This is a genomic window from Pseudomonas fluorescens (assembly GCF_902498065.1).
Lineage (GTDB): Bacteria > Pseudomonadota > Gammaproteobacteria > Pseudomonadales > Pseudomonadaceae > Aquipseudomonas > Aquipseudomonas fluorescens_BJ.
This window is the reverse complement of sequence record NZ_CABVIR010000009.1, coordinates 36,676-61,538: the sequence shown is the minus strand read 5'-3', so window position 1 is coordinate 61,538 and position 24,863 is coordinate 36,676. Positions and strand designations below refer to the sequence as shown.

The 24,863-nt window shown below is 60.2% G+C and carries 22 protein-coding genes and 1 riboswitch; of the genes, 6 read left to right on the top strand and 16 right to left on the bottom strand.

Annotated features, from left to right (window positions below):
• Nucleotides 1-113: 113 nt before the first annotated feature.
• The 8 genes from parC to F8N43_RS25505 all read right to left on the bottom strand — a co-directional run bounded on the left by parC (nucleotide 114) and on the right by F8N43_RS25505 (nucleotide 8,622).
• Complete coding sequence (gene parC / locus F8N43_RS25540; RefSeq protein ID WP_150632394.1) at nucleotides 114-2,381, bottom strand: DNA topoisomerase IV subunit A; 2,268 nt, start codon at nucleotides 2,379-2,381, stop codon at nucleotides 114-116.
• A gap of 7 nt (nucleotides 2,382-2,388) precedes the next feature.
• On the bottom strand, nucleotides 2,389-2,913 hold the full coding sequence (locus tag F8N43_RS25535; protein WP_150632393.1) for a TIGR02281 family clan AA aspartic protease: 525 nt from the start codon (nucleotides 2,911-2,913) through the stop codon (nucleotides 2,389-2,391).
• Nucleotides 2,910-3,899 (bottom strand): esterase-like activity of phytase family protein, encoded by a 990-nt coding sequence (locus F8N43_RS25530; protein ID WP_150632392.1) that lies wholly within the window; start codon nucleotides 3,897-3,899, stop codon nucleotides 2,910-2,912. The genes F8N43_RS25535 and F8N43_RS25530 overlap by 4 nt, the downstream gene beginning before the upstream one ends.
• Nucleotides 3,899-5,803 (bottom strand): DNA topoisomerase IV subunit B, encoded by a 1,905-nt coding sequence (parE, locus tag F8N43_RS25525; RefSeq protein ID WP_150654532.1) that lies wholly within the window; start codon nucleotides 5,801-5,803, stop codon nucleotides 3,899-3,901. The genes F8N43_RS25530 and parE overlap by 1 nt, the downstream gene beginning before the upstream one ends.
• A 42-nt stretch (nucleotides 5,804-5,845) precedes the next feature.
• The gene (locus F8N43_RS25520; RefSeq protein WP_150632390.1) at nucleotides 5,846-6,454 is read right to left on the bottom strand and encodes a YqiA/YcfP family alpha/beta fold hydrolase; all 609 of its coding nucleotides are present in this window, start codon (nucleotides 6,452-6,454) and stop codon (nucleotides 5,846-5,848) included.
• Nucleotides 6,455-6,641: 187 nt separating this feature from the next.
• Nucleotides 6,642-7,457, bottom strand: a complete 816-nt coding sequence (gene cpdA / locus F8N43_RS25515; RefSeq protein WP_150654531.1) for a 3',5'-cyclic-AMP phosphodiesterase — start codon at nucleotides 7,455-7,457, stop codon at nucleotides 6,642-6,644.
• A 104-nt stretch (nucleotides 7,458-7,561) separates the two neighbouring features.
• Nucleotides 7,562-8,014, bottom strand: coding sequence for a DUF1249 domain-containing protein (locus tag F8N43_RS25510; RefSeq protein ID WP_150632388.1), 453 nt, complete (start codon nucleotides 8,012-8,014; stop codon nucleotides 7,562-7,564).
• On the bottom strand, nucleotides 8,005-8,622 hold the full coding sequence (locus F8N43_RS25505; protein WP_150632387.1) for an NUDIX domain-containing protein: 618 nt from the start codon (nucleotides 8,620-8,622) through the stop codon (nucleotides 8,005-8,007). The genes F8N43_RS25510 and F8N43_RS25505 overlap by 10 nt, the downstream gene beginning before the upstream one ends.
• A gap of 206 nt (nucleotides 8,623-8,828) precedes the next feature.
• On the opposite strand from F8N43_RS25505, the gene F8N43_RS25500 reads away from it, so the two are divergent.
• On the top strand, nucleotides 8,829-9,575 hold the full coding sequence (locus tag F8N43_RS25500) for an RsiV family protein (RefSeq protein WP_150654530.1): 747 nt from the start codon (nucleotides 8,829-8,831) through the stop codon (nucleotides 9,573-9,575).
• Here the strand turns inward: F8N43_RS25500 and cytX are convergent.
• Together cytX and thiC are read right to left on the bottom strand one after the other, a co-directional pair.
• Nucleotides 9,544-10,836: a putative hydroxymethylpyrimidine transporter CytX gene (gene cytX, locus F8N43_RS25495; protein WP_150654529.1), complete on the bottom strand. Its 1,293-nt coding sequence runs from the start codon at nucleotides 10,834-10,836 to the stop codon at nucleotides 9,544-9,546. The two genes, F8N43_RS25500 and cytX, sit on opposite strands and share 32 nt — an antisense overlap.
• A 153-nt stretch (nucleotides 10,837-10,989) precedes the next feature.
• Nucleotides 10,990-12,879, bottom strand: coding sequence for a phosphomethylpyrimidine synthase ThiC (thiC, locus tag F8N43_RS25490; RefSeq protein ID WP_150632384.1), 1,890 nt, complete (start codon nucleotides 12,877-12,879; stop codon nucleotides 10,990-10,992).
• A gap of 163 nt (nucleotides 12,880-13,042) precedes the next feature.
• Nucleotides 13,043-13,148, bottom strand: a riboswitch (TPP riboswitch).
• A 192-nt stretch (nucleotides 13,149-13,340) separates the two neighbouring features.
• On the opposite strand from thiC, the gene F8N43_RS25485 reads away from it, so the two are divergent.
• Nucleotides 13,341-14,774, top strand: a complete 1,434-nt coding sequence (locus F8N43_RS25485; protein ID WP_150632383.1) for a TolC family outer membrane protein — start codon at nucleotides 13,341-13,343, stop codon at nucleotides 14,772-14,774.
• A gap of 79 nt (nucleotides 14,775-14,853) precedes the next feature.
• On the opposite strand, the gene waaA is transcribed toward F8N43_RS25485, so the two are convergent.
• Both waaA and F8N43_RS25475 read right to left on the bottom strand, forming a co-directional pair.
• The gene (gene waaA / locus F8N43_RS25480; RefSeq protein ID WP_150639561.1) at nucleotides 14,854-16,134 is read right to left on the bottom strand and encodes a lipid IV(A) 3-deoxy-D-manno-octulosonic acid transferase; all 1,281 of its coding nucleotides are present in this window, start codon (nucleotides 16,132-16,134) and stop codon (nucleotides 14,854-14,856) included.
• Entirely contained in the window at nucleotides 16,127-17,047 is a 921-nt protein-coding gene (locus tag F8N43_RS25475; protein WP_150632381.1) for a LysR family transcriptional regulator, read from the bottom strand. The genes waaA and F8N43_RS25475 overlap by 8 nt, the downstream gene beginning before the upstream one ends.
• 102 nt (nucleotides 17,048-17,149) lie before the next feature.
• On the opposite strand from F8N43_RS25475, the gene F8N43_RS25470 reads away from it, so the two are divergent.
• The 4 genes from F8N43_RS25470 to F8N43_RS25455 all read left to right on the top strand — a co-directional run bounded on the left by F8N43_RS25470 (nucleotide 17,150) and on the right by F8N43_RS25455 (nucleotide 20,664).
• Nucleotides 17,150-17,482, top strand: a complete 333-nt coding sequence (locus F8N43_RS25470) for a DMT family transporter (RefSeq protein ID WP_008027887.1) — start codon at nucleotides 17,150-17,152, stop codon at nucleotides 17,480-17,482.
• Nucleotides 17,483-17,681: 199 nt separating this feature from the next.
• Nucleotides 17,682-18,857, top strand: coding sequence for an NAD(P)/FAD-dependent oxidoreductase (locus tag F8N43_RS25465; RefSeq protein ID WP_150632380.1), 1,176 nt, complete (start codon nucleotides 17,682-17,684; stop codon nucleotides 18,855-18,857).
• Nucleotides 18,854-19,666: an aldo/keto reductase gene (locus F8N43_RS25460; protein ID WP_150654528.1), complete on the top strand. Its 813-nt coding sequence runs from the start codon at nucleotides 18,854-18,856 to the stop codon at nucleotides 19,664-19,666. The genes F8N43_RS25465 and F8N43_RS25460 overlap by 4 nt, the downstream gene beginning before the upstream one ends.
• 32 nt (nucleotides 19,667-19,698) lie before the next feature.
• Nucleotides 19,699-20,664: a metal ABC transporter ATPase gene (locus F8N43_RS25455; protein WP_150654527.1), complete on the top strand. Its 966-nt coding sequence runs from the start codon at nucleotides 19,699-19,701 to the stop codon at nucleotides 20,662-20,664.
• 12 nt (nucleotides 20,665-20,676) lie between these two features.
• Here F8N43_RS25455 and F8N43_RS25450 read toward each other — a convergent pair whose 3' ends face one another.
• The 4 genes from F8N43_RS25450 to hldE all read right to left on the bottom strand — a co-directional run bounded on the left by F8N43_RS25450 (nucleotide 20,677) and on the right by hldE (nucleotide 24,778).
• Entirely contained in the window at nucleotides 20,677-21,483 is an 807-nt protein-coding gene (locus F8N43_RS25450; protein WP_150654526.1) for a hypothetical protein, read from the bottom strand.
• A gap of 63 nt (nucleotides 21,484-21,546) precedes the next feature.
• Nucleotides 21,547-22,251, bottom strand: a complete 705-nt coding sequence (locus F8N43_RS25445; protein ID WP_150639555.1) for a hypothetical protein — start codon at nucleotides 22,249-22,251, stop codon at nucleotides 21,547-21,549.
• Between the two features lie 2 nt (nucleotides 22,252-22,253).
• Nucleotides 22,254-23,228 (bottom strand): glycosyltransferase, encoded by a 975-nt coding sequence (locus tag F8N43_RS25440; RefSeq protein WP_150654525.1) that lies wholly within the window; start codon nucleotides 23,226-23,228, stop codon nucleotides 22,254-22,256.
• Between the two features lie 128 nt (nucleotides 23,229-23,356).
• On the bottom strand, nucleotides 23,357-24,778 hold the full coding sequence (hldE, locus tag F8N43_RS25435; protein ID WP_150654524.1) for a bifunctional D-glycero-beta-D-manno-heptose-7-phosphate kinase/D-glycero-beta-D-manno-heptose 1-phosphate adenylyltransferase HldE: 1,422 nt from the start codon (nucleotides 24,776-24,778) through the stop codon (nucleotides 23,357-23,359).
• Between the last annotated feature and the right edge of the window lie 85 nt (nucleotides 24,779-24,863).

Here is a 24,863-nt window from a genome sequence, read left to right as displayed (position 1 = left end):
GCTCGGCCACGCCGGCGCTTGGAAAGGCCATATCATCCGTGAATATGCGTTCCGACTCCAGCGGCAAAGCGTCGATCTACGCGTTAAATCGTAGATCGAGCGCTCTAGGACGCTTAATTGAGGTTTTCGACGAGCAGCGCATCTACCCTCTGGAAGCCTCGAGGAAGTTTGTTACCCCGACGTCCACGCTCACCTTTGTAGTGTTCGAGGTCGTCCGCTTTCAGTGACAAGGTACGTTTTCCGGCCTGCAGCACCAAAGTGGCACCGTCCGGCAGCACAGCGATGTCCGTGACATATTCTTCGCGGCTGGCCACACGCTCACCGGAAATCCCGATGATCTTATTGCCTTTGCCCTTACCTAATTGTGGCAGATCGCTGATTTTGAAGATCAGCAGGCGACCTTCGGTGGTCACCGAAGCCAGCCAGTTGTTCTCACGATCCGCCACCGGGCGCGGCAGAATGACCTTCGAGTTGTTCGGCAAGCTCAGCAGCGCTTTACCGGCCTTGTTCTTGGCCTGGAAGTCCTCTCCCTTGACCACGAATCCGTAACCGGCATCGGAGGCAATGACGTACAGCGAATCGTCTTCCGGCATCAGTACGCATTCAAACGTGGCGCCTGGCGGCGGTGTCAGACGACCGGTCAACGGTTCACCCTGACCACGGGCCGAAGGTAATGTGTGCGAGGCCACCGAATAGCTGCGACCGGTGGAGTCGATAAACACCGCAAACTGGTTGGAGCGACCAGGCGCCAAGGCCTTGAATCCGTCCCCAGCCTTGTAGGACAGGCCGGTGGCGTCGATTTCGTGGCCTTTGGCGGAGCGAACCCAGCCTTTTTCCGACAGCACGACAGTCACTTTCTCATTTGGCAGCAGGTCGTGCTCGGTCAAGGCCTTGGCCTCGGCGCGCTCGACGATTGGCGAACGACGGTCGTCGCCGTAGGTTTCGGCGTCCTTGATCAGCTCGGTGCGCACCAGTTTCTTCAGCTTGGCTTCGCTGCCCAGCAGGGCTTGCAGCTTGGCTTGTTCCTTGAGCAGTTCATCCTGCTCGGCGCGCAGCTTCATTTCTTCCAGTCGCGCCAACTGACGCAAACGGGTGTCGAGAATGTAATCGGCCTGGATTTCGCTGAGGGCGAAACGCGCGATCAGGGCGGCTTTCGGATGTTCCTCGGTGCGGATGATGTGGATCACTTCATCGAGGTTGAGGTAGGCAATCAGCAAACCGTCCAACAGGTGCAGACGGCGCTCAACCTTGTCGAGGCGGAACTGCAGACGACGACGCACGGTTTGAACGCGGAATTCCAGCCACTCGACCAGCAACGCCCGCAGGTTTTTCAGCTGTGGCTTGCCGTCCAGACCGATGATGTTGATGTTGACTCGGTAGCTCGACTCCAGCTCGGTGCTGGCGAACAGGTGTGTCATCAATGCATCGTGGTCAAAGTTTTTCCGTGCGCCCGGAATGATCACGATCCGGCACGGGTTTTCGTGGTCGGATTCGTCGCGCAGGTCAGCGATCTGTGGGGCCTTGGACGGTTTGGCCTGCATCATCGCCGCGATCTGTTCCAGCACCTTGGCGCCCGAGACCTGATGCGGCAGCGCGGTGACGATGATGTCGCCGTCTTCGATGTGATACACGGCGCGCATACGCACCGAGCCCTTGCCGGTTTCGTACATTTTCAGCAGGTCGGCACGCGGGGTGATGATTTCCGCTTCGGTCGGGTAATCCGGGCCCTGAATGTGTTCGCAGAGCTGTTCGACGGTGGCTTTCGGTTCATCGAGCAAACGCACGCACGCCGTCGCCACTTCGCGAAGGTTGTGCGGCGGTACGTCGGTGGCCATGCCTACGGCGATACCGGTAGTGCCGTTGAGCAGGATGTTCGGCAAACGTGCCGGCAACACCAGCGGCTCGTCGAGGGTGCCGTCGAAGTTCGGGCCCCAGTCCGCGGTGCCCTGGCCCAGTTCGCTGAGCAGCACTTCGGAATAACGCGACAGCCGCGCTTCGGTGTAACGCATGGCGGCGAAGGACTTGGGATCATCCGGCGCACCCCAGTTACCCTGGCCGTCGACCAGCGTGTAGCGATAGCTGAACGGCTGGGCCATCAGGACCATGGCTTCGTAGCAAGCCGAGTCGCCGTGCGGGTGGAATTTACCGAGCACGTCACCGACGGTTCGCGCCGACTTCTTGTGCTTGGAATCGGCGTCCAGCCCCAACTCGCTCATCGCGTAGATGATGCGCCGCTGTACCGGTTTCAGGCCGTCGCCGATATGCGGCAAAGCACGGTCCATGATCACGTACATGGAGTAGTTGAGGTAGGCATTTTCGGTGAAGTCAGCCAGTGACCGGCGTTCTACACCGTCCAGGCTGAGATCAAGGGAGTCGCTCATGCGGGCCTCATCGGTTCGTTGTCTGGCGCAGCAGCATGGTGCCACCGCGCTGGGTAAATTCAAGTTTGTTCAGCGCGCTCATACCGAGCAGCACTTGCTTGCCATCCAGGCCTGGCACGACGATGGCGCGCACATCACGCAGCACAATGTCGCCCACTTGCAGGCGGTCGACACGGGTTCGATACCCTTCGGTGCGACCGTTGGCGGTGCTCAGGGTCACCCCGAAGCCCTCTTCAAGTTTCAGCCGTTTGGCCATTTCCGCCGGGATCGCCACATCGGTTGCCCCGGTATCCAGCATGAAATCCACCGGCTGACCGTTGATCTGGCCGCTGGCGACAAAGTGCCCCTGGGTATTGCTGGCCAGTTTCACTTCGATAAAACCTTCGCCCTGCTCCGAGCTGACGACGACGTTGGGGTTCTGCTGTCGCTCCTCCCATTGGCCGAAAAACCGCGTCGCCAGAAACAGCGCCGCGCACCAGGCCAGCACCATGAACACCCGACCCGCGCGTTTCCCGGGCGTTTGCGGCGTCACGGCTTGGCACTCCAGCCACCTTCAGGTGCGGCAAAGCGCCAGACGATCGGGCGATACTCGCCATCCGCACGGGCGCCGTCATTATTATCAATGCCGACCCAGGCACCGCTGGCGTCGATGATCAGCGCTTCCGCCAGGCCATAGCCCTGTGGATAACGACGGTTTTCCTGCAACGCTTCGTCGGCAAACGACCAGCAACGCTCGACCTTGGCCGTCACCGCGTCACGGCGGCAAATTTCGAACGCATTGCGCTCAAGGGTAAACAGCTTGCCGTTGAACAACGACAGGTCGGCAAAATCCCGTGACACTGCCCTGGCCTTGGGAAATTTCGCCGGCTGCATTTCCATCCCGGCTTCGCTCAGCAGCACACAGCCGCCGTCGCAATCCCAGACCGTTTGCTGGCGCTTGATCAACAGCAGGCCACGGCGCTCGCGCTCGGCGGCCAACCACAACTGATCACCGGCCGGATTGATCGCCAGGCCTTCGAACAATGCGTTGAAGTGCAACAACATGCCACTGGCCCGGGCTTCGCGAACCAGCATCGGCGAGATCTTCAGCCAGGACGTCGGCCCAACGGGCGGCACTTGCAGCACCGCGGCATGGGACTCGCTGACGATGTAGCGATTGCCCGCGCTGTCGCAGGTGATGCCTTCGAAATCCAGGTCCCCGCCGCGCACGAAAGACGCCGCCCAGGTCCGCGAACGCAGGCCCCAGGGCAAACCGCTGTCCGGCACTGGCGGCACACCGATGCGCACGGTTTCCGTCTGCCAGACTGTATCGCCGGTTTCGAGGCGGTAGATCTGATCGTCATCGCGATCGGAAATCGTCCACAAATCCTTGCCACACTGCGCCAGCCCCGACAGGTTGCCGCCGCGCATGCCCTCGACGGGATGCTCGGACAACAGGCGCAACTCCGGAGCCGGCTCGGCAAACGCCGAAATGGAGGTCAGGAGTAACGCACACGCCAGGGCAAAGCCAACCCGCATCAGCCAAGAACCTCGGCCAGGTTGCCTTTGGATTCCAGCCAGGATTTACGATCACCAGCGCGCTTCTTCGCCAGCAACATGTCCATCATTTCCGAAGTCGCTTCGTAATCTTCCAGCGTCAACTGCACCAGACGCCGGGTGTTCGGGTCCATGGTGGTTTCACGCAGTTGCGGCGGGTTCATTTCACCCAGGCCTTTGAATCGGGTGACCTGCGGCTTGCCGCGTTTCTTCTCGGCCACCAAACGGTCGAGAATGCCATCGCGCTCGGCTTCGTCGAGGGCGTAGTAAATCTCTTTGCCAAGGTCGATACGGTACAGCGGCGGCATCGCGACGTAGACGTGACCGGCGTCCACCAGCGGACGGAAATGCTGGACGAACAACGCGCAAAGCAGCGTGGCAATGTGCAGACCGTCGGAGTCGGCGTCGGCGAGGATGCAGATTTTGCCGTAACGCAGCTGGGCGATGTCCGCCGAGCCCGGATCGACACCGATGGCCACGGCGATGTTGTGCACTTCCTGGCTGGCCAGCACTTCGCTGCCGTCGACTTCCCAGGTGTTGAGGATCTTGCCGCGCAACGGCAGGATCGCTTGAAACTCTTTGTCCCGCGCTTGTTTGGCGGAACCACCGGCGGAATCACCTTCCACCAGGAACAGTTCGGAGCGCATCGGGTCCTGCCCGGCGCAATCGGCGAGCTTGCCCGGCAGTGCCGGCCCCGCGGTGATGCGCTTGCGCTCGACCTTCTTGCTCGCCTTCAGACGACGGCCGGCGTTGTTGATCGCCAGTTCCGCCAGGAGCATGCCGGTTTCCGGATTCGCATTGAGCCACAGGCTGAACGCGTCCTTGACCACACCGGAAACAAACGCCGCCGCTTCACGGGACGACAAACGTTCTTTGGTCTGGCCGGAGAATTGCGGCTCCTGCATTTTCATCGAGAGCACGAAGGCGATGCGTTCCCAGACGTCTTCCGGCGCCAGCTTCACGCCGCGCGGCAGCAGGCTGCGAAATTCGCAGAACTCGCGCATCGCATCGAGCAAGCCCTGACGCAGACCATTGACGTGGGTACCGCCCTGGGCCGTCGGGATCAGGTTGACGTAGCTTTCCTGCACGCTGTCGCCACCTTCGGGCAACCACAGCAGCGCCCAGTCGACCGCTTCCTTGTTACCGGCCAGGCTGCCGCAAAACGGTTCGTCCGGCAGGCGTTCGAATTCGCTGACCGCGTCCACCAGGTAGGAGCGCAGGCCATCTTCGTAATGCCATTCGACTTTCTCGCCGGTGGCCTTGTCTTCAAAACTGACCAGCAGTCCCGGGCACAGGACGGCCTTGGCCTTGAGCACGTGCTTGAGGCGGCTGATGGAGAATTTCGGTGAGTCGAAGTATTTCGGGTCCGGCGCGAAGAACACGCTGGTGCCGGTGTTGCGCTTGCCGACGGTGCCGATCACTTCCAGATCGGTTTTCTTGTAACCGTCAGCGAAAGTCATCTGGTATTCGTTGCCGTCACGTTTTACGCGCACCCGGACTTCAGTCGACAAGGCGTTGACCACGGAAATACCCACCCCGTGCAGACCGCCGGAGAACTGGTAGTTCTTGTTGGAAAACTTGCCGCCCGCGTGGAGTTTGGTGAGGATCAGCTCGACGCCCGACACACCCTCTTCCGGGTGAATGTCCACCGGCATGCCACGCCCGTCATCGCTGACTTCCAGGGAGTGGTCGACGTGCAGGATGACCTGCACCGAGGTCGCATGCCCGGCCAAGGCTTCGTCGACGCTGTTGTCGATGACTTCCTGGGCGAGGTGGTTTGGCCGACTGGTGTCGGTGTACATGCCGGGGCGTTTGCGCACCGGGTCGAGGCCCGAGAGGACTTCGATGGCGTCTGCGTTATAAGAGCTAGCGCTGGGAGTGGCCATGGGGTCTCGTCGTCAAATGTTCTATGAAATAGAGGCGAAGGTTCACAGTGCTGTGAAATCAATCGCCTGATACAAATCTGCGCCGATGCCGGCGAAACTCAGCATTGCCGGCAATTGTCCGGCAAAACCCTGAAAACTATGGTCGCCGCCGGCCTGAATGCGCAAGGCACAGGCCCGGTAATACTGTTGGGCGTGGCGATAATCCAGCGTTTCGTCGCCGGTCTGCAACCACACCTGATACCGCTGCGGGTCCCGGGGCGCTGGCACTTCCAGCTCGGCCAGGGCCGTCACGTGGTCGTGGGTCAATTCCCAGGCTTCATCGGTATACAGGTTTTTCTGTGTCCCCAGATACCCGTCGAACATCCGGTGCGGGCTGACGGCGGGGTTGATCAACAGAGCTTTCAAGCCATGGCGCTCGGCCAAGTGAGTCGCATAGTAGCCGCCGAGTGAGCTGCCGACCAGCAGTGGCCGCCCAAGCTCCAAAATCGCTTGCTCGAGCTGACCGATGGCCTCGCGCGGATGGTGATGCAGGGCCGGAACGCGCAGCTGATCGCTCAAGCCCAGACGCTCCATCACTTCGATCAACTGAGTGGCCTTTTTTGACGAAGGCGCGCTGTTGAAACCGTGGATATAGAGGATCGAACCGGACATTTGAACTCCCTGTGCGTCGGGTAAAGAAGGCGGAGTTTACAGGGTGCCAGGGGAATCGGGGATATCCGCGACATTCATGTCGTCTGAATGGACGCCATCGCCAGCAGGCTCGCTCCCACAGGGATTTGTGCACGACGCGGATTCATTGTGGGAGCCAGCCCGCTGGCGAAGGCAGCACCACAGATATTCAGTAGCCGCTGGAACCGTAATCGACCGTGTAATCGAAGCCGGTCACGCGCTCCACGCCGGTTTCAATCTGTCCATTTGGCAACAGCCGCAACCAGCGATACCCCGGCGCCTGTTCGCCGACCTTGAAATCCTCACTCCCCGGTTCGAACTGAATGCAGGTCGATGGTGAGGCAATCAGGCGCACGTCGTTGCGCACTTGATCGATTTCCTGATGCACATGCCCCCACAGCACCGCGCGCACTTGCGGGAACCGGTCCAGCACGGCAAACAGCCCTTCTGGATTGCGCAACCCGATCGGCTCCATCCACGCGCACCCGATCGACACCGGATGATGGTGGAAGCACACCAGATGATGGCGCTCCGGAGCCTCGCTCAACGAGCGCGCCAGCAGCTGCAACTGTTCATCCTGCAAATACCCCGGCACCGAACCCGGCACCGCCGAGTCGAGCAAGGTGACGCGCCAATTGCCGATATCCACCACCGGCTCCAGCAACGCGCTCTGCACCGCGGCTTCGGCCATGATCCGCGGCTCATCGTGATTGCCGGGGATCCAGCGCGCTGGCGCATCGAGTTGCCGGGTCAGGTCGCGAAACTGCCGGTACGACTCCAACGTCCCGTCCTGGGAAAGGTCGCCACTGGCGATGATCAGATCGATCTGCGGCTGTTGCTGCCTGACCAGCTCGATGACCTGTTGCAGGCTGTCGCGCGTATTCATGCCCAGCAACGTGCCGTCCGCTTCGGCAAACAGATGGCTGTCGGACAGTTGCACCAGCAACGCCGAATCGGCGGGGGTCAATGTGGATACGCTTGGCAAGGCGTTCTCCCAAGGCTGAATCACGGGATGTGTGGAATGCCGCAAGTATGCTGGGGGACGCTCAAAAGAGGAAATGTGTGAACCTGACGCAGTTCACAACAACGTCAACGAACGACTTCGTACTCGTGCCCCAGCGCCAGGCAATGGCTCAGCCATTCCCCCAGAAACATGTTCAGCTGGGCCTTTTCGTCCGGCTGATGCATCGCGGCGTTCGGGTAAGGATAGATGCCGCGAAAGCGTCGCGCATGTTCGGCGCTGACCACTTCGGCCATGCAGGCGTCGTGATAGACCTGCACTTCCAGTTGCGGCACCGGCAACCACGGCAAGCTATGTTCCTGGCGCACTTGCAGGGTGGTGGTGTACGGACAGACCTGCAGCACTTCCAGCGCCAGCACGCCGAGCATCTGCTCGCCATGGGTCACGGCAATGCGTCGCGCCGCCGGTTCATTGCGCATGTCCGGCAACAGTCGCATCAGGCGCGCGTAGTTGGCCTCGCAAGAGGCTTGCAGCCCCACGAGGTCCACCCTGTAACGATCGCGCAACGTGTTTACGACCATAACCCCCTCACTTCAACGCGGTTCAATGCCAGCCATTGCAAGGCAATGATGCTGGGCGCGTTGGCAATTCGTCCGTCGCGTACGGCTTGCAAGGCATCTTCGAACGCCCAGACCGTAACGCGGATATCTTCTGCTTCTTCCTCCAGCCCATGCAGGCCGCCGACCCCGGTTGTCTCGCAACGCCCCAGGTACAAATGCACGAATTCATTACTACCGCCCGGCGATGGAAAATACTTGGTCATCGGCCACAGCGCCCCGAATACAAGCCCAGCTTCCTCCTGCGCTTCGCGGTGAGCAACTTCTTCCGGTTGTTCATCCTTGTCGATCAGACCAGCGACCAGTTCAACCAGCCATGGATTGTCGGTCTTGCCCATGGCGCCCACGCGAAACTGTTCGATCAGCACCACTTCGTCGCGTTGCGGATCGTAAGGCAGCACGCAGACGGCATCGTGGCGAACAAACACTTCACGATTGATTTCGCGGCTCATGCCACCGGCGAACAATTCGTGGCGCAAGTGCACGCGGTCGAGCTTGTAAAAGCCCTCGTAGCACTTTTCGCGCCGAACGATCTCAACGGCGGTCGGAATGGCGTTGGCAAAATCAGTCATGGCAATCCTCGTATCTGCTCCGAGGCTCCTGCCTCGACTTCGCGCCATCCTAACGCGCCCGTGACGTTTGATGCAGCCCCTTTCCCGTCAGCGGGATAGACGGTGAGGGCGAAACCAACTCTAATTAGCTTAGTGGCGAACTGACTGCTTCGTTGAGAGTCGAAGCGGGTAACTTTTCGCCTTTCCCTGTTTTATGAAGGACGCCCATGTCGCTTTTTAAAATCGCCTCCGTGGCCGCAATCGCCCTGACCCTGGGCGCTTGCCAAAGCCTGTTCCAGCCCAACTACCGGGCGCCGCTGGAAACCACCCGCGATGCCGCAGAAACACTGAAGCCGGGCTGCACAACTCCGGACTGCCCGCTGGTAAACATCGACACGCTACGCTTCCCGGCCGAGCCTCAGCTTGACGGTATCGTCGAAAAACGCCTGCTGCAAATGACCCGCACCTCGCCCGACGCCCCTACGGCACCGACGCTGGCGGCCTATCGCGATGAGTTTTTGCGCACCGCCGGCCCGCGCTACAGCAGTTACTTGCAAGCCAAGGTACGTGAGCAGCATGACGGCTTGGTGATCGTCGAATTTTCCAGCTACCTGGACACCGGCGGTGCACATGGCACGCCGGGCCGCAGCTTTATCAACTATTCGCGCCAGCAGCATAAAGTGCTGACCCTGTCCGACATGTTGCTGCCGGGTCAGGAAGAGGCCTTCTGGAAAGCGGCACAGGTGGCGCACAACAGCTGGCTGATCAGCACCAAGCTCGATCAGGAACCGGAGTTCGTCAAGCAGTGGCCGTTCCAGAAAACCCAGAACGTGGCGCTGACCTACGGCGGGGTGATCCTCAAGTACGAAGTGAGCACCATCGCGCCTTACGCGCTGGGCCACGTCGAACTGAAGATCCCTTACCCGCGCCTGAACGGCATTCTCAAGCCCGAGCTGTTTCCCGGCCGTAACTGAAGGCCCGGCCCAGCACCAGCTGCAGCAGCCCTGCCAGAATCAACGACGGCAGGGTTGCGCCGATGTCCGGATACAGATTGGCCAGCAAGTGATAGGTGCTCACCCCGCCCAACCAGGCGAGCAACGCCGGCCAGCGCAATGCGGCTGACGCCACGTGAGCAGAACGCTTGCGCAAGATGAAGTGATCCACCAGCACCACGCCGAACAGCGGCGCAAACACCGAACCGATCAACAACAGGAAGTTCTGGTACTGAGCCAATGGCGCCAACAAGGCGATCAGGGTGCAGACCACGCCGATGGCCAATGCCAGGTGTTCGACTTTCAAACGCAGCAAAATCCCGCTGGAAACCGCCGCCGAGTGAATGTCGGCAAACGCATTTTCCGATTCATCCAATAGAATCAGCAGCAGCGGAATCCCCAGGCCGGCACCGGCCAATGCCAACAGCAAGGCATTCACTTCACCGCTCGGCGCGAACGCCAGGGTGTAGGCCACGCCCAGGCTCATCAGCCAGAAGTTACCGATAAAGAAGCCAATCGCCGTACCGCCGAACACGTTTTTCGCGCGCTTGCCGAAACGCGAATAGTCGGCAATCAGCGGCAACCACGACAGCGGCATCGCGATGGCAATGTCGAAGCCCACGGCGAACGGCATCGAACCGTCCCCGGCCTGCGCCCACAAAGCCGTCAGATCTGCTTTGGCGAAGAGGTTCCAGGTCAGCCAGATGCACGCGGCCAGCAACAGCCAGATGCCCCACTTGCGCAGGATCTGCCGTACGAAGGTCAACGGACCGCTGACCGCCAGCAAGGTCGCCAAGGCACCGAAGAACAATGTCCACAGCAGCGGGCTGGAGAACAGACTCCCTTCGCTGAACGCACGCGCACCGAGCAAGCTGGCAGCGTCGCGCATGACGATGATTTCGAACGAGCCCCAACCGATCAGTTGCAGCAGATTCAGCACCGCGGGCAGGCTCGCACCACGCTTGCCGAGGCTGAGTTTGAGCGCGGCCATCGACGACAGGCCGGTATCGCTGCCGATCACGCCGACAGCGGCCAGCAGCAGAACGCCGACCAGTGTGCCGAGGAAGATCGCCAGCAACGAGCCGGACAGGCCAAGACCTGGCGCGAGCAATGCGCCGGTCTGCAAAACCATCAGGCCGATGCCGAGGGAAAACCACAGGGAAAACAGATCGCGGCCACCGAACACACGTTTGTCAGCGGGCACCGCGATGTCGGGGGAATAAGTGCTGGGTTGAATGCTCAAGGGTGTTATCTCAGAGGGACATTTTTTGTTTTTTTTGATCGCTATCGCCAGCAGGCTGGCTCCCACAGGGGACTTGTGAACAGCACAAATCCAGTGTGGGAGCCAGCCTGCTGGCGATGGGGCCTGTGCAGGCCCCACCTTACTCAGGTCAGATCAAACCTTCTTGTACAGCTGACTGCCTTCCTGCTTGAACCGCTCGGCCTGGTCAGCCAATCCCTGGGCGACTTCGGCGTCGACGGTTTCGATCCGCTGGTTGGCCGCGTATTCACGGACTTCCTGGGTGATTTTCATCGAGCAGAATTTCGGCCCGCACATCGAACAGAAATGCGCGACCTTGGCCGAATCCTTCGGCAGGGTTTCATCGTGATACGAACGGGCGGTGTCCGGATCAAGGCCCAGGTTGAACTGGTCCTCCCAACGGAATTCGAAGCGCGCCTTGCTCAAGGCATTGTCGCGAATCTGCGCGCCCGGATGCCCCTTCGCCAGATCGGCGGCATGCGCGGCGATCTTGTAGGTGATGATCCCGGTCTTCACGTCATCCTTGTTCGGCAGGCCCAAGTGTTCCTTCGGCGTCACGTAGCAAAGCATCGCGCAGCCGAACCAGCCGATCATTGCCGCGCCGATACCGGAGGTGATGTGGTCGTAGCCCGGCGCAATGTCGGTGGTCAGCGGGCCGAGGGTGTAGAACGGCGCCTCGTCGCAGCACTCGAGCTGCTTGTCCATGTTCTCTTTGATCAACTGCATCGGCACGTGGCCCGGGCCTTCGATCATGCATTGCACGTCGTGCTTCCAGGCAATCTTGGTCAGCTCACCGAGGGTTTCCAGCTCACCGAATTGCGCGGCGTCGTTGGCGTCGGCAATCGACCCCGGACGCAGGCCGTCGCCCAGCGAGAAGCTGACGTCGTAGGCCTTCATGATTTCGCAGATGTCTTCGAAATGAGTGTAGAGGAAGTTCTCTTTGTGGTGCGCCAGGCACCACTTGGCCATGATCGAACCGCCACGGGACACGATCCCGGTCACGCGCTTGGCGGTCAGCGGCACGTAGCGCAACAACACGCCAGCGTGGATGGTGAAGTAGTCGACGCCCTGCTCGGCCTGTTCGATCAGCGTGTCGCGGAACAGCTCCCAGGTAAGGTCTTCGGCAGCGCCGCCGACTTTTTCCAGCGCCTGGTAGATCGGCACCGTACCGATCGGCACCGGCGAGTTGCGGATGATCCACTCGCGGGTTTCGTGAATGTGCTTGCCGGTGGACAGGTCCATGACCGTGTCCGAACCCCAGCGAATGCCCCAGGTCAGTTTCGCCACTTCTTCTTCGATGGACGAACCCAAGGCACTGTTGCCGATGTTGCCGTTGATCTTCACCAGGAAGTTACGGCCGATGATCATCGGTTCCAGTTCGGTGTGGTTGATGTTGGCCGGGATGATTGCGCGACCGCGGGCGATCTCGTCACGGACGAATTCGGGGGTGATGATTTTCGGCACGCTGGCACCGAAGCTGTGACCGGCGTGTTGCTGGTCCAGCAGCCCGGCGGCGCGGGCCACTTCGAGCTTCATGTTTTCGCGGATGGCGACGTATTCCATCTCGGCGGTGATGATGCCTTTGCGGGCGTAGTGCATCTGACTGACGTTGGCCCCGGCCTTGGCGCGGCGCGGGTTGTTCACGTGGGCGAAACGCAGCTTGGTCAGCTCGGCATCGGCGAGGCGTTCCTGGCCAAAGTTGGAGCTCAGGCCCGGCAGACGCTCAGTGTCACCACGGGATTCGATCCACGGCGAACGCACGTCGGCCAGGCCTTTGCGCACGTCGATGATAACGTTGGGGTCGGTGTACGGGCCCGAGGTGTCGTACACGACGACAGGCGCGTTGATCTCACCGCCGAAGTCGGTCGGGGTCACGTCGAGGCTGATTTCGCGCATCGGCACGAGGATGTCCGGGCGAGAGCCCTGAACATAGATTTTTTGCGAGCGGGTAAACGGCTGAACCGATTGTTGATCGACTTGGGCCGAGTCACTCAGGTTCGTTATGTTTTTTGGTTTTATCGTCATCACGGGCTCTCCGAACACATCCAGGCAGTGGATTTTTGTCGGAGCGAACCTGTAATCGAATGGACGCACGGGCGCTGGAAATACCAGTCGTGCTGTGCTCAGTGCTCGAGGGGTGTTCGATTGTCGAACAACATCCCGGACGAAGCACAAGAGGACTCGCCGGGTGACGAGAAATCTTGTTCCCTACGCAGGCGTTAACCTGATCAGGTTCAACGGGATCCGAAATTATTCGATCTCAGCCTCATAGCAAGGCACCCCGACAAGAACCCGGCCAGTCTAGACACAACTGACAAAGAACGCCAACACCGCGGTAAACACCATGATGAATGGCGCAATTACAGGATTGTTGCGGAACGAGCGTGCAACTACACTCGCAACGGCCATGCCGCGCATTGACGCTGGGTGGTCTGCGCCGTACCTTTGGCGCTCAAATTATCAGCGTAATTTTTAGGGATGGCCTCATGCTGCGCAAACTCTCACTGGCCGTTGCCGTGTCTTGTGCTTCCAATGGAATGGCCTGGGCAGCAGAAGCGCCCTTATCGACCAAAACCGATCTGGTCAGCGTCTACCAGGAAGCGGTGGACAACAACGCCGACCTGGCCGCCGCCCGCGCCCAGTACGGCGCTCAGAAAGAAGTCGTGCCTCAGGCTCGCGCCGGCTTGCTGCCGAACATCTCCGGTGGTGCCCAGGTGGCCAATGTGCGCACCGATATCGATCAACCGGCGGCCATTGCCAACCGCAGCGCCAACTCCTATCAGGCGACATTGGCTCAGCCGCTGTTTCGTGCTGATCGCTGGTTCCAGTATCAGGCCGCCAAGGACGTCAATGAGCAGGCAGCCCTGCAACTCTCGGCGACCGAGCAAAACCTGATTCTGCAAACCGCTGAAAACTACTTCAACGTGCTGCGCAGCCAGGACACCCTGGCCTCGACCAAGGCTGAAGAAGCGGCGTTCAAGCGTCAGCTCGACCAGTCCAACGAGCGCTTTGATGTCGGTCTGTCGGACAAGACCGACGTGCTGCAATCGCAAGCCAGTTACGACACGGCACGGGCCAACCGGATCGTTGCCCAGCGTCAGGTGGATGATGCGTTTGAAGCGTTGATCACGTTGACCAACCGTCAGTACAACTCGATTCAGGGCATCGTCCACACCTTGCCGATCCTGCCGCCGGCGCCGAACGACGCCAAGGCCTGGGTCGACACCGCCGCCAAACAGAACCTGAACCTGCTGGCCAGCAACTACGCGGTCAGCGCTGCCGAAGAAACCCTCAAGCAGCGCAAGGCCGGCCACGCGCCAACGGTGGATGCGGTGGCCAAATATGAGAAAGGCGACAACGACGCCTTTGGTTTCAGCAACCCGAATGCCTTCGGCCAGTCTTATGGCGGCCCTGTCGAGCAGCGCACCCTGGCCTTGCAACTGAACATCCCGATCTACAGCGGCGGGCTGACCAGTTCGCAGGTTCGCGAGTCGTACTCGCGCCTGGACCAGACTGAACAACAGCGTGAAGGCCTGCGTCGGCAAGTGGTGGAAAACACCCGCAACCTGCACCGCGCGGTGAACACCGATGTGGAACAGGTGCAAGCGCGCAAGCAGTCGATCATCTCCAACCAGAGCGCAGTGGAAGCGACTGAAATCGGGTATCAGGTGGGCACACGCAACATCGTTGATGTGCTCGATGCCCAGCGTCAGCTGTACACCTCGGTGCGCAATTACAACAACACCCGCTACGACTACATCCTCGACAACCTGCGCCTGAAACAGGCCGCTGGCACGTTGAACCCGGGGGATTTGCAGGACCTCAAGCGCTACCTCAAGGCTGACTACAACCCGGACAAGGACTTCCTGCCACCGGATCTGGCCAAGGCTGCTGCCGAACAACTCAAAGCCCGGCCTTGACGCAAATCCTGTAGGCGCCCGGCTTGCCGGCGATGGCGATTTCGAAGACGCCATCCCCGGCAAGCCGGGCGCCTACAAGTTAGCGGTGGTTGATCAATCGATCCAACCCGTCCAGCAATCGCTGCAACGCGCCCTGATTGGTGCGCATCACGTTCAGCCCCGCGTCTGCCATTCGCTTCGCATCACGCGGCAATTCGAACAGCCGCTGCACCGCCAGCGCCAGCCCCTCGGCATCTTCCACTTCCTGCAACGCTCCGGCGCTGCGCAACTGCGCGGCGATTTCGAGGAAGTTGAACAGGTGCGGCCCACTGAGCACCGGTTTCGCCAGGGCGGCGGGCTCCAGCAGGTTATGGCCACCGTTCGGCACCAGACTGCCGCCGACAAAGGCGCTATCGGCCAACGCGTACAAAAACAGCAACTCGCCCATGGTGTCGCCGAGCAACACCGAAGTCCCTGTGGTCACCGGCTCGCCGGTCGAACGACGCACCGTGGCGAAGCCCTGCTGCCTGCACAGGTCGAACACCGAATTGAAACGCTCCGGATGACGCGGCACCAGAATCAGCAACGCATCGGGATGACCGGCTAGCAACTGACGATGCGCCGCCAGCACCACTTCATCTTCACCGTCGTGAGTACTGGCGGCGATCCACACCGGACGCTCCTGAGCCTGCCATTGCCCGCGTAACTCGGCGGCACGCTGGAGCAATTGCGGGTCGATGGTCAGGTCGAATTTGATTGAACCGGTCACTTCGACCGTTTCTGCCCGTGCGCCCAAATCGCGGAAGCGTTGGGCCTCGGCTTCGGTCTGCACGGCGAACAAGCTCATCTCGGCGAGCATCGGCTGAGTCAATTTACCGAAGCGGCCATAGCCTTTGGCGGAACGCTCGGACAGTCGCGCATTAGCCAAAGCCACAGGAATCCCGCGCTTGGCGCATTGGTGAATGTGGTTGGGCCAGAGTTCGGTTTCCATGATCACCGCCAGCGTTGGCCGCACCCGGTCAAGGAACCGCGCCGCCGCGCATGGCAAGTCGTAGGGCAAATAGCAGTGCTGGATGCGCGGCTCGTTGGCGAACAAAGCGTGGATGCGTTCGGAGCCGGTCGGCGTCATGCAGGTCACGGTGATCGGCAACGCTGGATAACGTTGCAGCAACGCGCGAATCATCGGCGCCGCCGCAATGCTCTCGCCGACAGACACCGCGTGCACCCAGATACCCCCCGGCTTCATCGCCGGCAGCCCGAGCGAGAACCGCTCGCCGATGCGTTTGGCATACGCCGGTGCCTTGCGCGAGCGCAGCCACAGCCGAATCGCTACCAGTGGCAGCCCCAGGTAAAACAGCGCGGTGTAGAGAGTTCTATTCATGGCGGCGGAGTTTATCGGTTTTTTCGCCGATCGCCTGCAAGTGCACGGCAAAACGTTCCGCCAGCCAACGGGCCGCCGGGCCGAGCGGCTCATCGCGGCGCCAGACCAGCTCCACCACCAGCGCCGGCGGCGTCCATTCGCTGACCAGTTCGACCATCTGCCCCTGATACGCCGGATACTGCACCACGTGCCGTGGCAGCCAGGCCCAACCGAGCCCGCGCACCAGCCATTCGGCCATCACATAGAAACTGTCGGCCCGCCAGACCTGCGGGCTGGCCGGCTCACTGCCGGGATACACACTGGACTGGGTCGACATCAGCAACTGCCGATGCTGCGCCAGTTGCTGGCAATCGACTAGAGCCTGCGTCGCCAATGGATGCCCGACGCCGCACACCGTGACCATTTCCACGCTGCCCAGCACGCGCCGTTCGAGCGCCTCGGGAATCTGATCGTGATAAAACAGCAAACCGAGATCGGCCCGCCGCTCCACCAATTTGCGCGCCACATCGCCCTGGGCAGCGCTGGTCAATTGCACTTCAAGACTGGGAAATTTTTCTGCCAGTGCTTCGAAGCTTTCAATGATGGGCTGATACGGCATCGCCTCATCCTGAGCCACGCGCAGGCGAGCCTCCTGCCCGCGCATCATTGCCAGCGCCCGACCATTGAGACGCTCGCACTGACGCAGCACTTCCCGCGCCTCATCCAGCAACGCATTGCCGGCCTCGGTGAGTTTCGGCTGCCGGCCACTACTGCGGTCGAACAGGCTCACACCCAGATCGTCTTCCAGCAGCGCTATCGAACTGCTGACCGCCGACTGCGCCTTGCGCTGGTCCCGCGCCACGGCGGAAAACGATCGCTGCTCGGCTACGCTGACGAACAACCGCAACTGCTCCAGATTCCATTGAATGTTCATGACCAACCCATCGCCCAAACAGATAGGTAATGACTTTACCCCATCTGTGTAAGCTCTAAAATGCCGACCTCATAAAGCAACACTTCACATGAGGATGCACCCATGACCGCTTACTACTACCTGGCCATTGCCATCTGCGCCGAAGTGATCGCCACTGTTTCGATGAAAGCGGTCAAAGGCTTCAGCACACCGCTGCCGCTGATCCTGGTGATCGTCGGTTACGGCATTGCCTTCTGGATGCTGACGCTGGTGGTGCGCAGTGTGCCGGTGGGTGTGGCGTACGCGGTGTGGGCCGGCATGGGGATCGTGATGGTCAGCGTCGCGGCGCTGTTTATCTACGGGCAGAAACTCGATGTGCCGGCGATGCTGGGGATGGCGCTCATTGTGCTCGGTGTCGTGGTCATCCAGCTCTTCTCCAAAACCGCCGGGCACTAAGACCTGGAACACAATCCATGTAGGAGCAAGCTTGCTCGCGATGGCCCTATTGTATTCAGCATCACTGTTGACTGATTCGTCGCTATCGCGAGCAAGCTCGCTCCCACAGGTTTTGCATGCGCCCAGTTGATCACCAACAAATCCCCCACTTCTTCGAGTCTGTATACTGCGCCCTCGTCTTGAACTCTGAGGTCGCTGCATGCCATCCGTTATTTCCACCGACGTTCTGATTGTCGGCGCTGGTGTCGCCGGCCTCTGGTTGAATGCGCGCCTGCGTCGCCAGGGTTTTTCGACCGTGCTGGTGGAAAGCGCCACCCTCGGTGGCGGGCAGAGCGTGAAGTCCCAGGGCATCATCCACGGCGGCGCCAAGTACGCGCTGCATGGCGCGCTGACCGGTGCTTCGGAAGCCATCGCCGACATGCCGCGCCGCTGGCGTGAAGCGCTGGCCGGTGACGGCGAACTGGATTTGTCCGGCGTGCGCCTGCTGTCCGAAGCCCACTATCTATGGTCCCCCGGCACCCTCGCCGGCAACCTCACCAGCTTCTTCGCCAGCAAAGCCGTGCGCGGCCGCGTCGATCAGGTCAAGGGCGAGCAACTGCCGCCAGCCCTGCAAGACAAGCGTTTCAAGGGCAAGGTCTATCGCCTGGCAGAACTGGTGATCGACGTGCCGAGCCTGGTCCAGCGCCTCGCCGATCTGGCGGGTGATGGCTTGCTCGCCGGTCAGAACATCGAACCGTTGCTGGACGGTGGCGATCTGGTGGGCCTGAAGGTCGACGGGCGCGAGATCCGCGCCCAGCGCATCGTCTTGAGCGCCGGTGCCGGCACGGCGGCACTGCTTGAAGCGCTGGGCCTGAGCCAGCCTGCCATGCAACGCCGACCGTTGCACATGATCATCGCCAAAGGCCCGAGCCTCAAACCGCTGTACGCCCATTGCCTGGGTGGCGGCACCAAACCGCGCCTCACCGTGACCACTCACCCGGCCGCCGATGGCCAATGGGTCTGGTACCTGGGCGGCGACATTGCCGAAGCCGAAGGGGTTGCCCGCGAACCGGCCGAGCAGATTGCCACCGCGCAAAAAGAACTCGGCCAGTTGCTGCCATGGATCGACCTGAGCACCGCGCAATGGGCGACCTTGCGCGTGGACCGCGCCGAGCCGCTGCAATCGGGCCTGACGCGGCCGGACAACGCATTTCTTGCCGAAGAAGGCCGCTTGCTGGTCGGCTGGCCGACCAAACTGGCGCTCGCGCCGGACTTCGCCGACCGCGTCATCAGCTCATTGCAACGTGACGGCATCCAGCCAAGCCATCCGGCGCCACTGCCCGAGTTGCCGAAACCGCCGATGGGTATCCCGGCCTGGGAGCAACTACTGCCATGAGCCTACCGACCCTGCACGACTTGCATCGCCCGCTGGGCAGCACCGGCCTGATGGTTTCGCCTCTGGGATTGGGCACGGTCAAACTCGGTCGCGACCAGGGTGTGAAGTACCCCAATGGCTTCCAGATTCCCGACGATAATGAAGCGCGCATGCTGCTCAAGCTGGCGCGCGACTTGGGCATCAACCTGATCGACACTGCGCCGGCCTATGGCCGCAGCGAAGAACGCCTCGGCCCGTTGCTGCGGGGTCAGCGCCAGGATTGGGTGATCGTCAGCAAGGTCGGCGAAGAGTTTGCCGACGGCCAGTCTCGCCATGATTTCAGTGCCGCGCATACTCGCCTGTCGGTGGAACGCAGCCTGCAACGTCTGGAGACGGATTTCATCGATCTGGTGCTGGTGCACTCCGACGGCAACGACCTGGCGATCCTCAACGACACCGAGGTCTACGCGACCCTCGCCGCGCTCAAGGCAGAAGGCAAGATTCGCGGCTATGGTTTCTCCGGTAAAACCGTCGAAGGCGGTTTGAAGGCTCTGGAGCAAGGTGATTGCGCGATGGTCACCTACAATCTGAACGAACAGAACGAGAAGCCGGTCATTGACTATGCTGCTGCACACGGCAAAGCCATCCTGGTCAAAAAAGCTCTCGCCAGCGGTCATGTCTGCCTGAGTCCAGGCGTGGATCCGGTGCGCGCCAGTTTCGAGCTGTTGTTTGAACATCCGGGTGTGGCCAGTGCTATTGTCGGGACCATCAATCCGCTGCACCTCGCCCACAACGTCGCGACCGTTGCCCAGGTCCTACGTAGAAACTGATGCCGCCCATGCGGCCTTAAGCAGGAGCCGACATGCCGCGTACGCTCATTAGAAAGAATCCGAGCAACTTCAAGACCCTGCCGTTATTCGTCGAAGCGACTCCCGAAGGCTTGAGTTATCAGAGCGTCGGGATGCCGCTGAATTTTTCCCAGACCTTGCAACGTCGTCGCCCGGTGGCGGTGGCTGACAGCGAACGGTTCGCCGTGGAGCTGGCCAATCTCGGGGTTTCGGTGCGTCTGACCCTGCATTGGCAGAATCGCGATTATTGGGTGTTGGTACGCCAGCGTCGGCAAGACCGTGGCGATGTGGTGCTCAAGCTGATCTCCGGTTACGTGCCGGCCCACGAACTGAACCTGCCGCTGCACACGGCGATTCAGGAGATTGCCGAAGAATGCCTGCTAGAGACGCCGGAAGGCTGGCTAGGCGGGCGTTTCAACGACACTTGGCTGCCTGCGCCCTACTCGTCCGCACTGCATTATCGCGAAGCGTTGCCGTTTCGGCTGACGCCGCTATCCGGCTCGGCGCGGCCGGTGCGCTGCGCCAACATGCAACTGATCGAACGCCCACGGGCCTACGTGCATCTGCCGACAGCGTCGTTGCAACTGATCTATGACTTGCGCCTGGACGTACCCAAGGAAGCCAAATCCCTGAGCCTGTTTCATGTCGACGAGCGGCTGGAAGGCGATCAACTGGTGGCCCGGCTCGACCGCAAGCGTCCGGATCTGTACTTGATGCCTCTGGAAGATGGCGTCCCGCGGCCCGAGTTGTACACGCTCAAGCGTGACAAACTTTTACCCGCCAGTACCCGTGGACTGTACCTGGCTGAGAGCTTTGCTATCCAGGAAGGCTGGACTGTCCGCGAGGAGCGTATTCGCTGGAAGGACTGGGTTGCACAACAAGGGCTGGAAGCACCAAAAGCCCCGCGACGGGGGCTGAAGAAACTGAGCGTAAAGGCCCTGCGACTGGTTCGACTGGTCAGTGGAAGTTTGCGCAAATAAATCAGGTTCGATCTAACCCGCTCGTTGCTTGTCCATGAAGGTGCGCAACTGCGCAAAAAAATGGAAATAGCGATTCTCGCGCTTGCCCATGCCGCGCTTGGGTGAAAACGACTCTTCGGCAAAGGCTCCGTTGATACGAACACGCGAAGCCTTGGTCTCCAGGGTGCAGATCTTCACCCCTGCCTGTTGCAATGCAAATTTGAGCAGCCGCTCGGAATGCAACTTCCTTCCCGTCACTTCACTGAAATCAAAAATGCGCTCGATCCTTTTGCCGTACGCGACGTAGGTGTCGCGACCACAAATGGCGAAACGATCATTCAACCCGCCCCACCACTGCCAGTCGGGAATATAAGTATTGAGCCGCCGGGCTTCGGCATGCTTGAACACATAAGCGGGAAGCGGTGAGTGAAAGAAATTGTCCGGCCGCACAAAGACGACGAAATCGGGATTGAAAGATTCCATCATGGTCGTGACGATGTGCAGCGAATTGAGTTGATAGATCAGGTTTCTGAGTGAGGCGTAATCATCAGCCCAGGTGTCGCCCAGCGCTTTCACTTGTTCAAAGTTCCAGCGCTCCAACACCCCCTCGGTCGAGGTCAGTTGCCCGGTCATGGTTTCGAAGGGCTCGTAGTTGTCAGCCTTCAGCTCACCTTGCTCACCCGAGCGCGAGTTCTGCACTTCGTCGATTTTATACAGGTGGTGAAAGCATTTTACGTTGCTGTCGGAAGGAAGCAGCGCCAAGACGTTTGCTTGAATGGAAGGAAAACAGATCTGCGAGTTTCTCGGGATACCAAAAAAAGCCACCGCAATATTCAACACTACAGCCCCCCTCGAAAAATAATCGGGCTTATCTTGCGGCGCCCGCGGGCACCCGGCGACAAGTCAGCCACGACGAAACAATTTCTGCCACCAATGGCGACGCCGCAGAGGTATCACGATGACGTCTGATTTTTGCAGCCAGTCCCGTTCATAATCCCAGGCATGCCCGCTCCAGCGTTTCCCCGCTTCGTTGGAAAAACCCAGGGTCATGAGCTGATAGTCATATCCTGCCTGTCCGCGCAGCCAGTCGAACAACACCAGCGCATTGAAACCGGTGGAGGGGCCGACATAGCGTTTGCCGCCCGGGCGATCGACCGGATAGTTCCACAATGCCGGTAACGGAATACGCTCCCAATAAAGCGCCACCTCTGGCAAGGGGCACATGGCCCCAGTGCATCCCACCAACATCGTGAAACACCGCGTGTCAGTCTGACTGAACAGCCCCTGCACTTCCGGACCGTAGGGAAGGCCAAAAAAGTAAGCGTCCGGCGCATTGAAACCATGCACGAAGAGATTGACGCTTTGCGGGGAAAGCAGCGGCGCCAGGACACAGTTGTTGAAGCTGACGACGACATCATCGGCGCCGATGTTCAGCGCCTGGAAATCGTCCCGTGTAATGGCCGGATTGTTGGCAACCAGCAGAACCCGGGGGGCCCTGCGCAGGCACTCCTTCAGTTCCTGTGGCAGCCCGCCCGAAACAGATTGATGACCACCAGGCAGTGCATCCAGCGCCATTGGTTGATCGGTTTGAGGCGGTTGACTTTCCATGGCTACTCTGGAACCTGCATACCGTAACGCAACTTTACCCACAGGCGAGTGAACATTGATGGCGGCCGCCAGGGACGCATTTCACGCTGAATCTCGGCAGCGAGCGTGCGCCCCACACGAGCAAAGGAATACTGGCTCTCGGCGAACGCCTGGCCGTTACTGGCAATGCGAGCGGTCAGCAACGGGTCACTCTGCAACAGCTGGAGTTTTTCCACGGCCTCATCTTCGGAGCGATAGAAAACCGTATTGTGCATATCCCGGAAGCCCAGCAATTGGTCTTCTTCACCCTGGCTCCAGGCCAGCAATACGCAGCCACACGCCATCGCTTCGAAGTTTTTGATCATGAATTCATTCATGCCGATATCGGCGCTCACAAAAATCTTGACGCGATTGAGCATTTCCAGATATTCGGCACCCGAATTAGTGCGACCCACCAACATGCCGGTCCGCCGGGAAAGGGACTCCAGAAGTGCCCTGCGTTGCGCGTATTCAGTACTTTTCAAACTGCCCAGAAAAGCCACCGGGATGTCCCGAACGCTGTTGGTGTTTTGCAGCATTTGTTCGTCATATCCCTTCGAAACGAACACTGCATCAATGTTCTCTGCTTGCAGCCGACGTGCAACGACAGCCCCGGAAACCAGCGCACGAGAGCTTGGCAGACGACTGTATAGACGCGAGTAAACCCGCAGGTATTTACTCTCGGGCATGTAGTTCTGATAAGCGTCATGCTCGAGAAACACCAGGCCCGGAATACATTTCAGGACCCTAAGTTGAGGGACGAGGCGCTTTACCCTGGAGAAGATCACAACCCGGTGAAAGTTCTGGTAATTGACGGAGGCGAGAAACGGCCCCAGCTTCATTTGCTGCTTTTTGCTCAGGCGATAAACAACACACTCGTCGCAGTTCTGCTGCACGATTTCATACAGTCGATCCAGAATCACACGTTGCTCGTCCATCACCAGGAGCATGACTTTCATAAATCATTTACCACGAGACAAAGCAGGCAAGCGCATCGGGTCATACCCACCAAAATCCTCAGGGAAGGTAATATCCTCACAATAAAAACCCGTTCATACGCCGTATGACACGGGAGTCACTAGACTCATCAACGGTTGCGAATCTTCTCGACAATCGCTGTCGTCGAGCTGTTTTCCACCAATCCCAGCACCTTCACGGTACCGCCGTAAGTCGTCACGATGTCGGCACCCACCACTTGATCGATCCCGTAATCACCCCCCTTGACCAGCACGTCCGGCTTGACCTCGCGCAGCAGGTTTTCAGGAGTGCCTTCAGGGAAACTGATCACCCAATCCACCGCACCCAGCCCTGCCAGCACAGCCATGCGACGATCGACGCTGTTGATCGGACGTCCCGGCCCTTTCAGACGACTTACCGATGCATCGTCGTTGACCGCGACGATCAAGCGATCCCCTTGGGCCCGCGCCTGCTCGAGGTAGGTCACATGACCGGCATGCAAAATGTCGAAACAACCGTTAGTGAAAACGATCTTCTCTTTGTGCGCACGTGCATCGTCAACTGCCAGCAGCAGTTGCTCCAGGCCCAATACACCACGTTCGGAACCTTCCTCACGCTGAATGGCACGACGCAGCTCCGGAGCGCTGATGGCCGCCGTACCGAGCTTGCCGACTACGATGCCAGCCGCCAGGTTGGCCAACGCCACCGCGTGGGGCAACTCTTCGCCAGCAGCGATCGCGGCTGCCAGAGTGGAAATCACCGTGTCGCCAGCACCGGTCACGTCGAACACTTCACGGGCCCGAGCCGGCAGGTGCAAGGCCGGATGATCCGGGCGCAACAAGGTCATGCCATGCTCGCCACGGGTCACCAGCAAGGCCCCGAGGTCCAGGTCGTGCATCAGTTTCGCGCCCTTGCTCACCAGTTCGTGCTCATCGACGCAACCGCCAACGATCGTTTCGAATTCACTGAGGTTCGGGGTTATCAGGCTCGCGCCCCGGTAGATCGAGAAATCCTTGCCCTTGGGATCGGCCAGCACCGGAATACCACGGGCACGGGCAGCCTGGATCAGCACCTGATGATTTTTCAGCGCGCCTTTGCCGTAGTCGGACAGCACCAGCACCTTGATGCCTTCAAGCAACTCGTCAACTTGCTCGCCCAGCGCCAAGGCGTCGGTGGCAAAGGGTTCTTCGAAGTCGATACGCAGCAACTGCTGGTGCCGGCTCATGACCCGCAACTTGACGATGGTCGGCTGGTGCGCAATACGCTGGAACAATGCGCGCACACCAGCACCCTTGAGGCTGTTGGCCAGGCTGTCGGCAGCTTCGTCGTCGCCGGTCACGCCGACCAGCGAGGCCGGTGCGCCGAGCGCGGCAATGTTCAGGGCAACGTTAGCGGCACCGCCCGGGCGGTCCTCGATTTGCTCGACCTTGACCACCGGTACCGGCGCCTCAGGGGAAATCCGTGAGGTACCACCATGCCAGTAGCGGTCGAGCATGACATCGCCGACCACCAATACAGGGGCTTGATCGAATCGCGGCATGGACAACTTCATGGAGCAACCCACATACAAAATGAACAAGGGCGGGATATTAGCACAGGGTTGGCGCAGGGCTTGCGCATGGCATGAACGAGGGTGC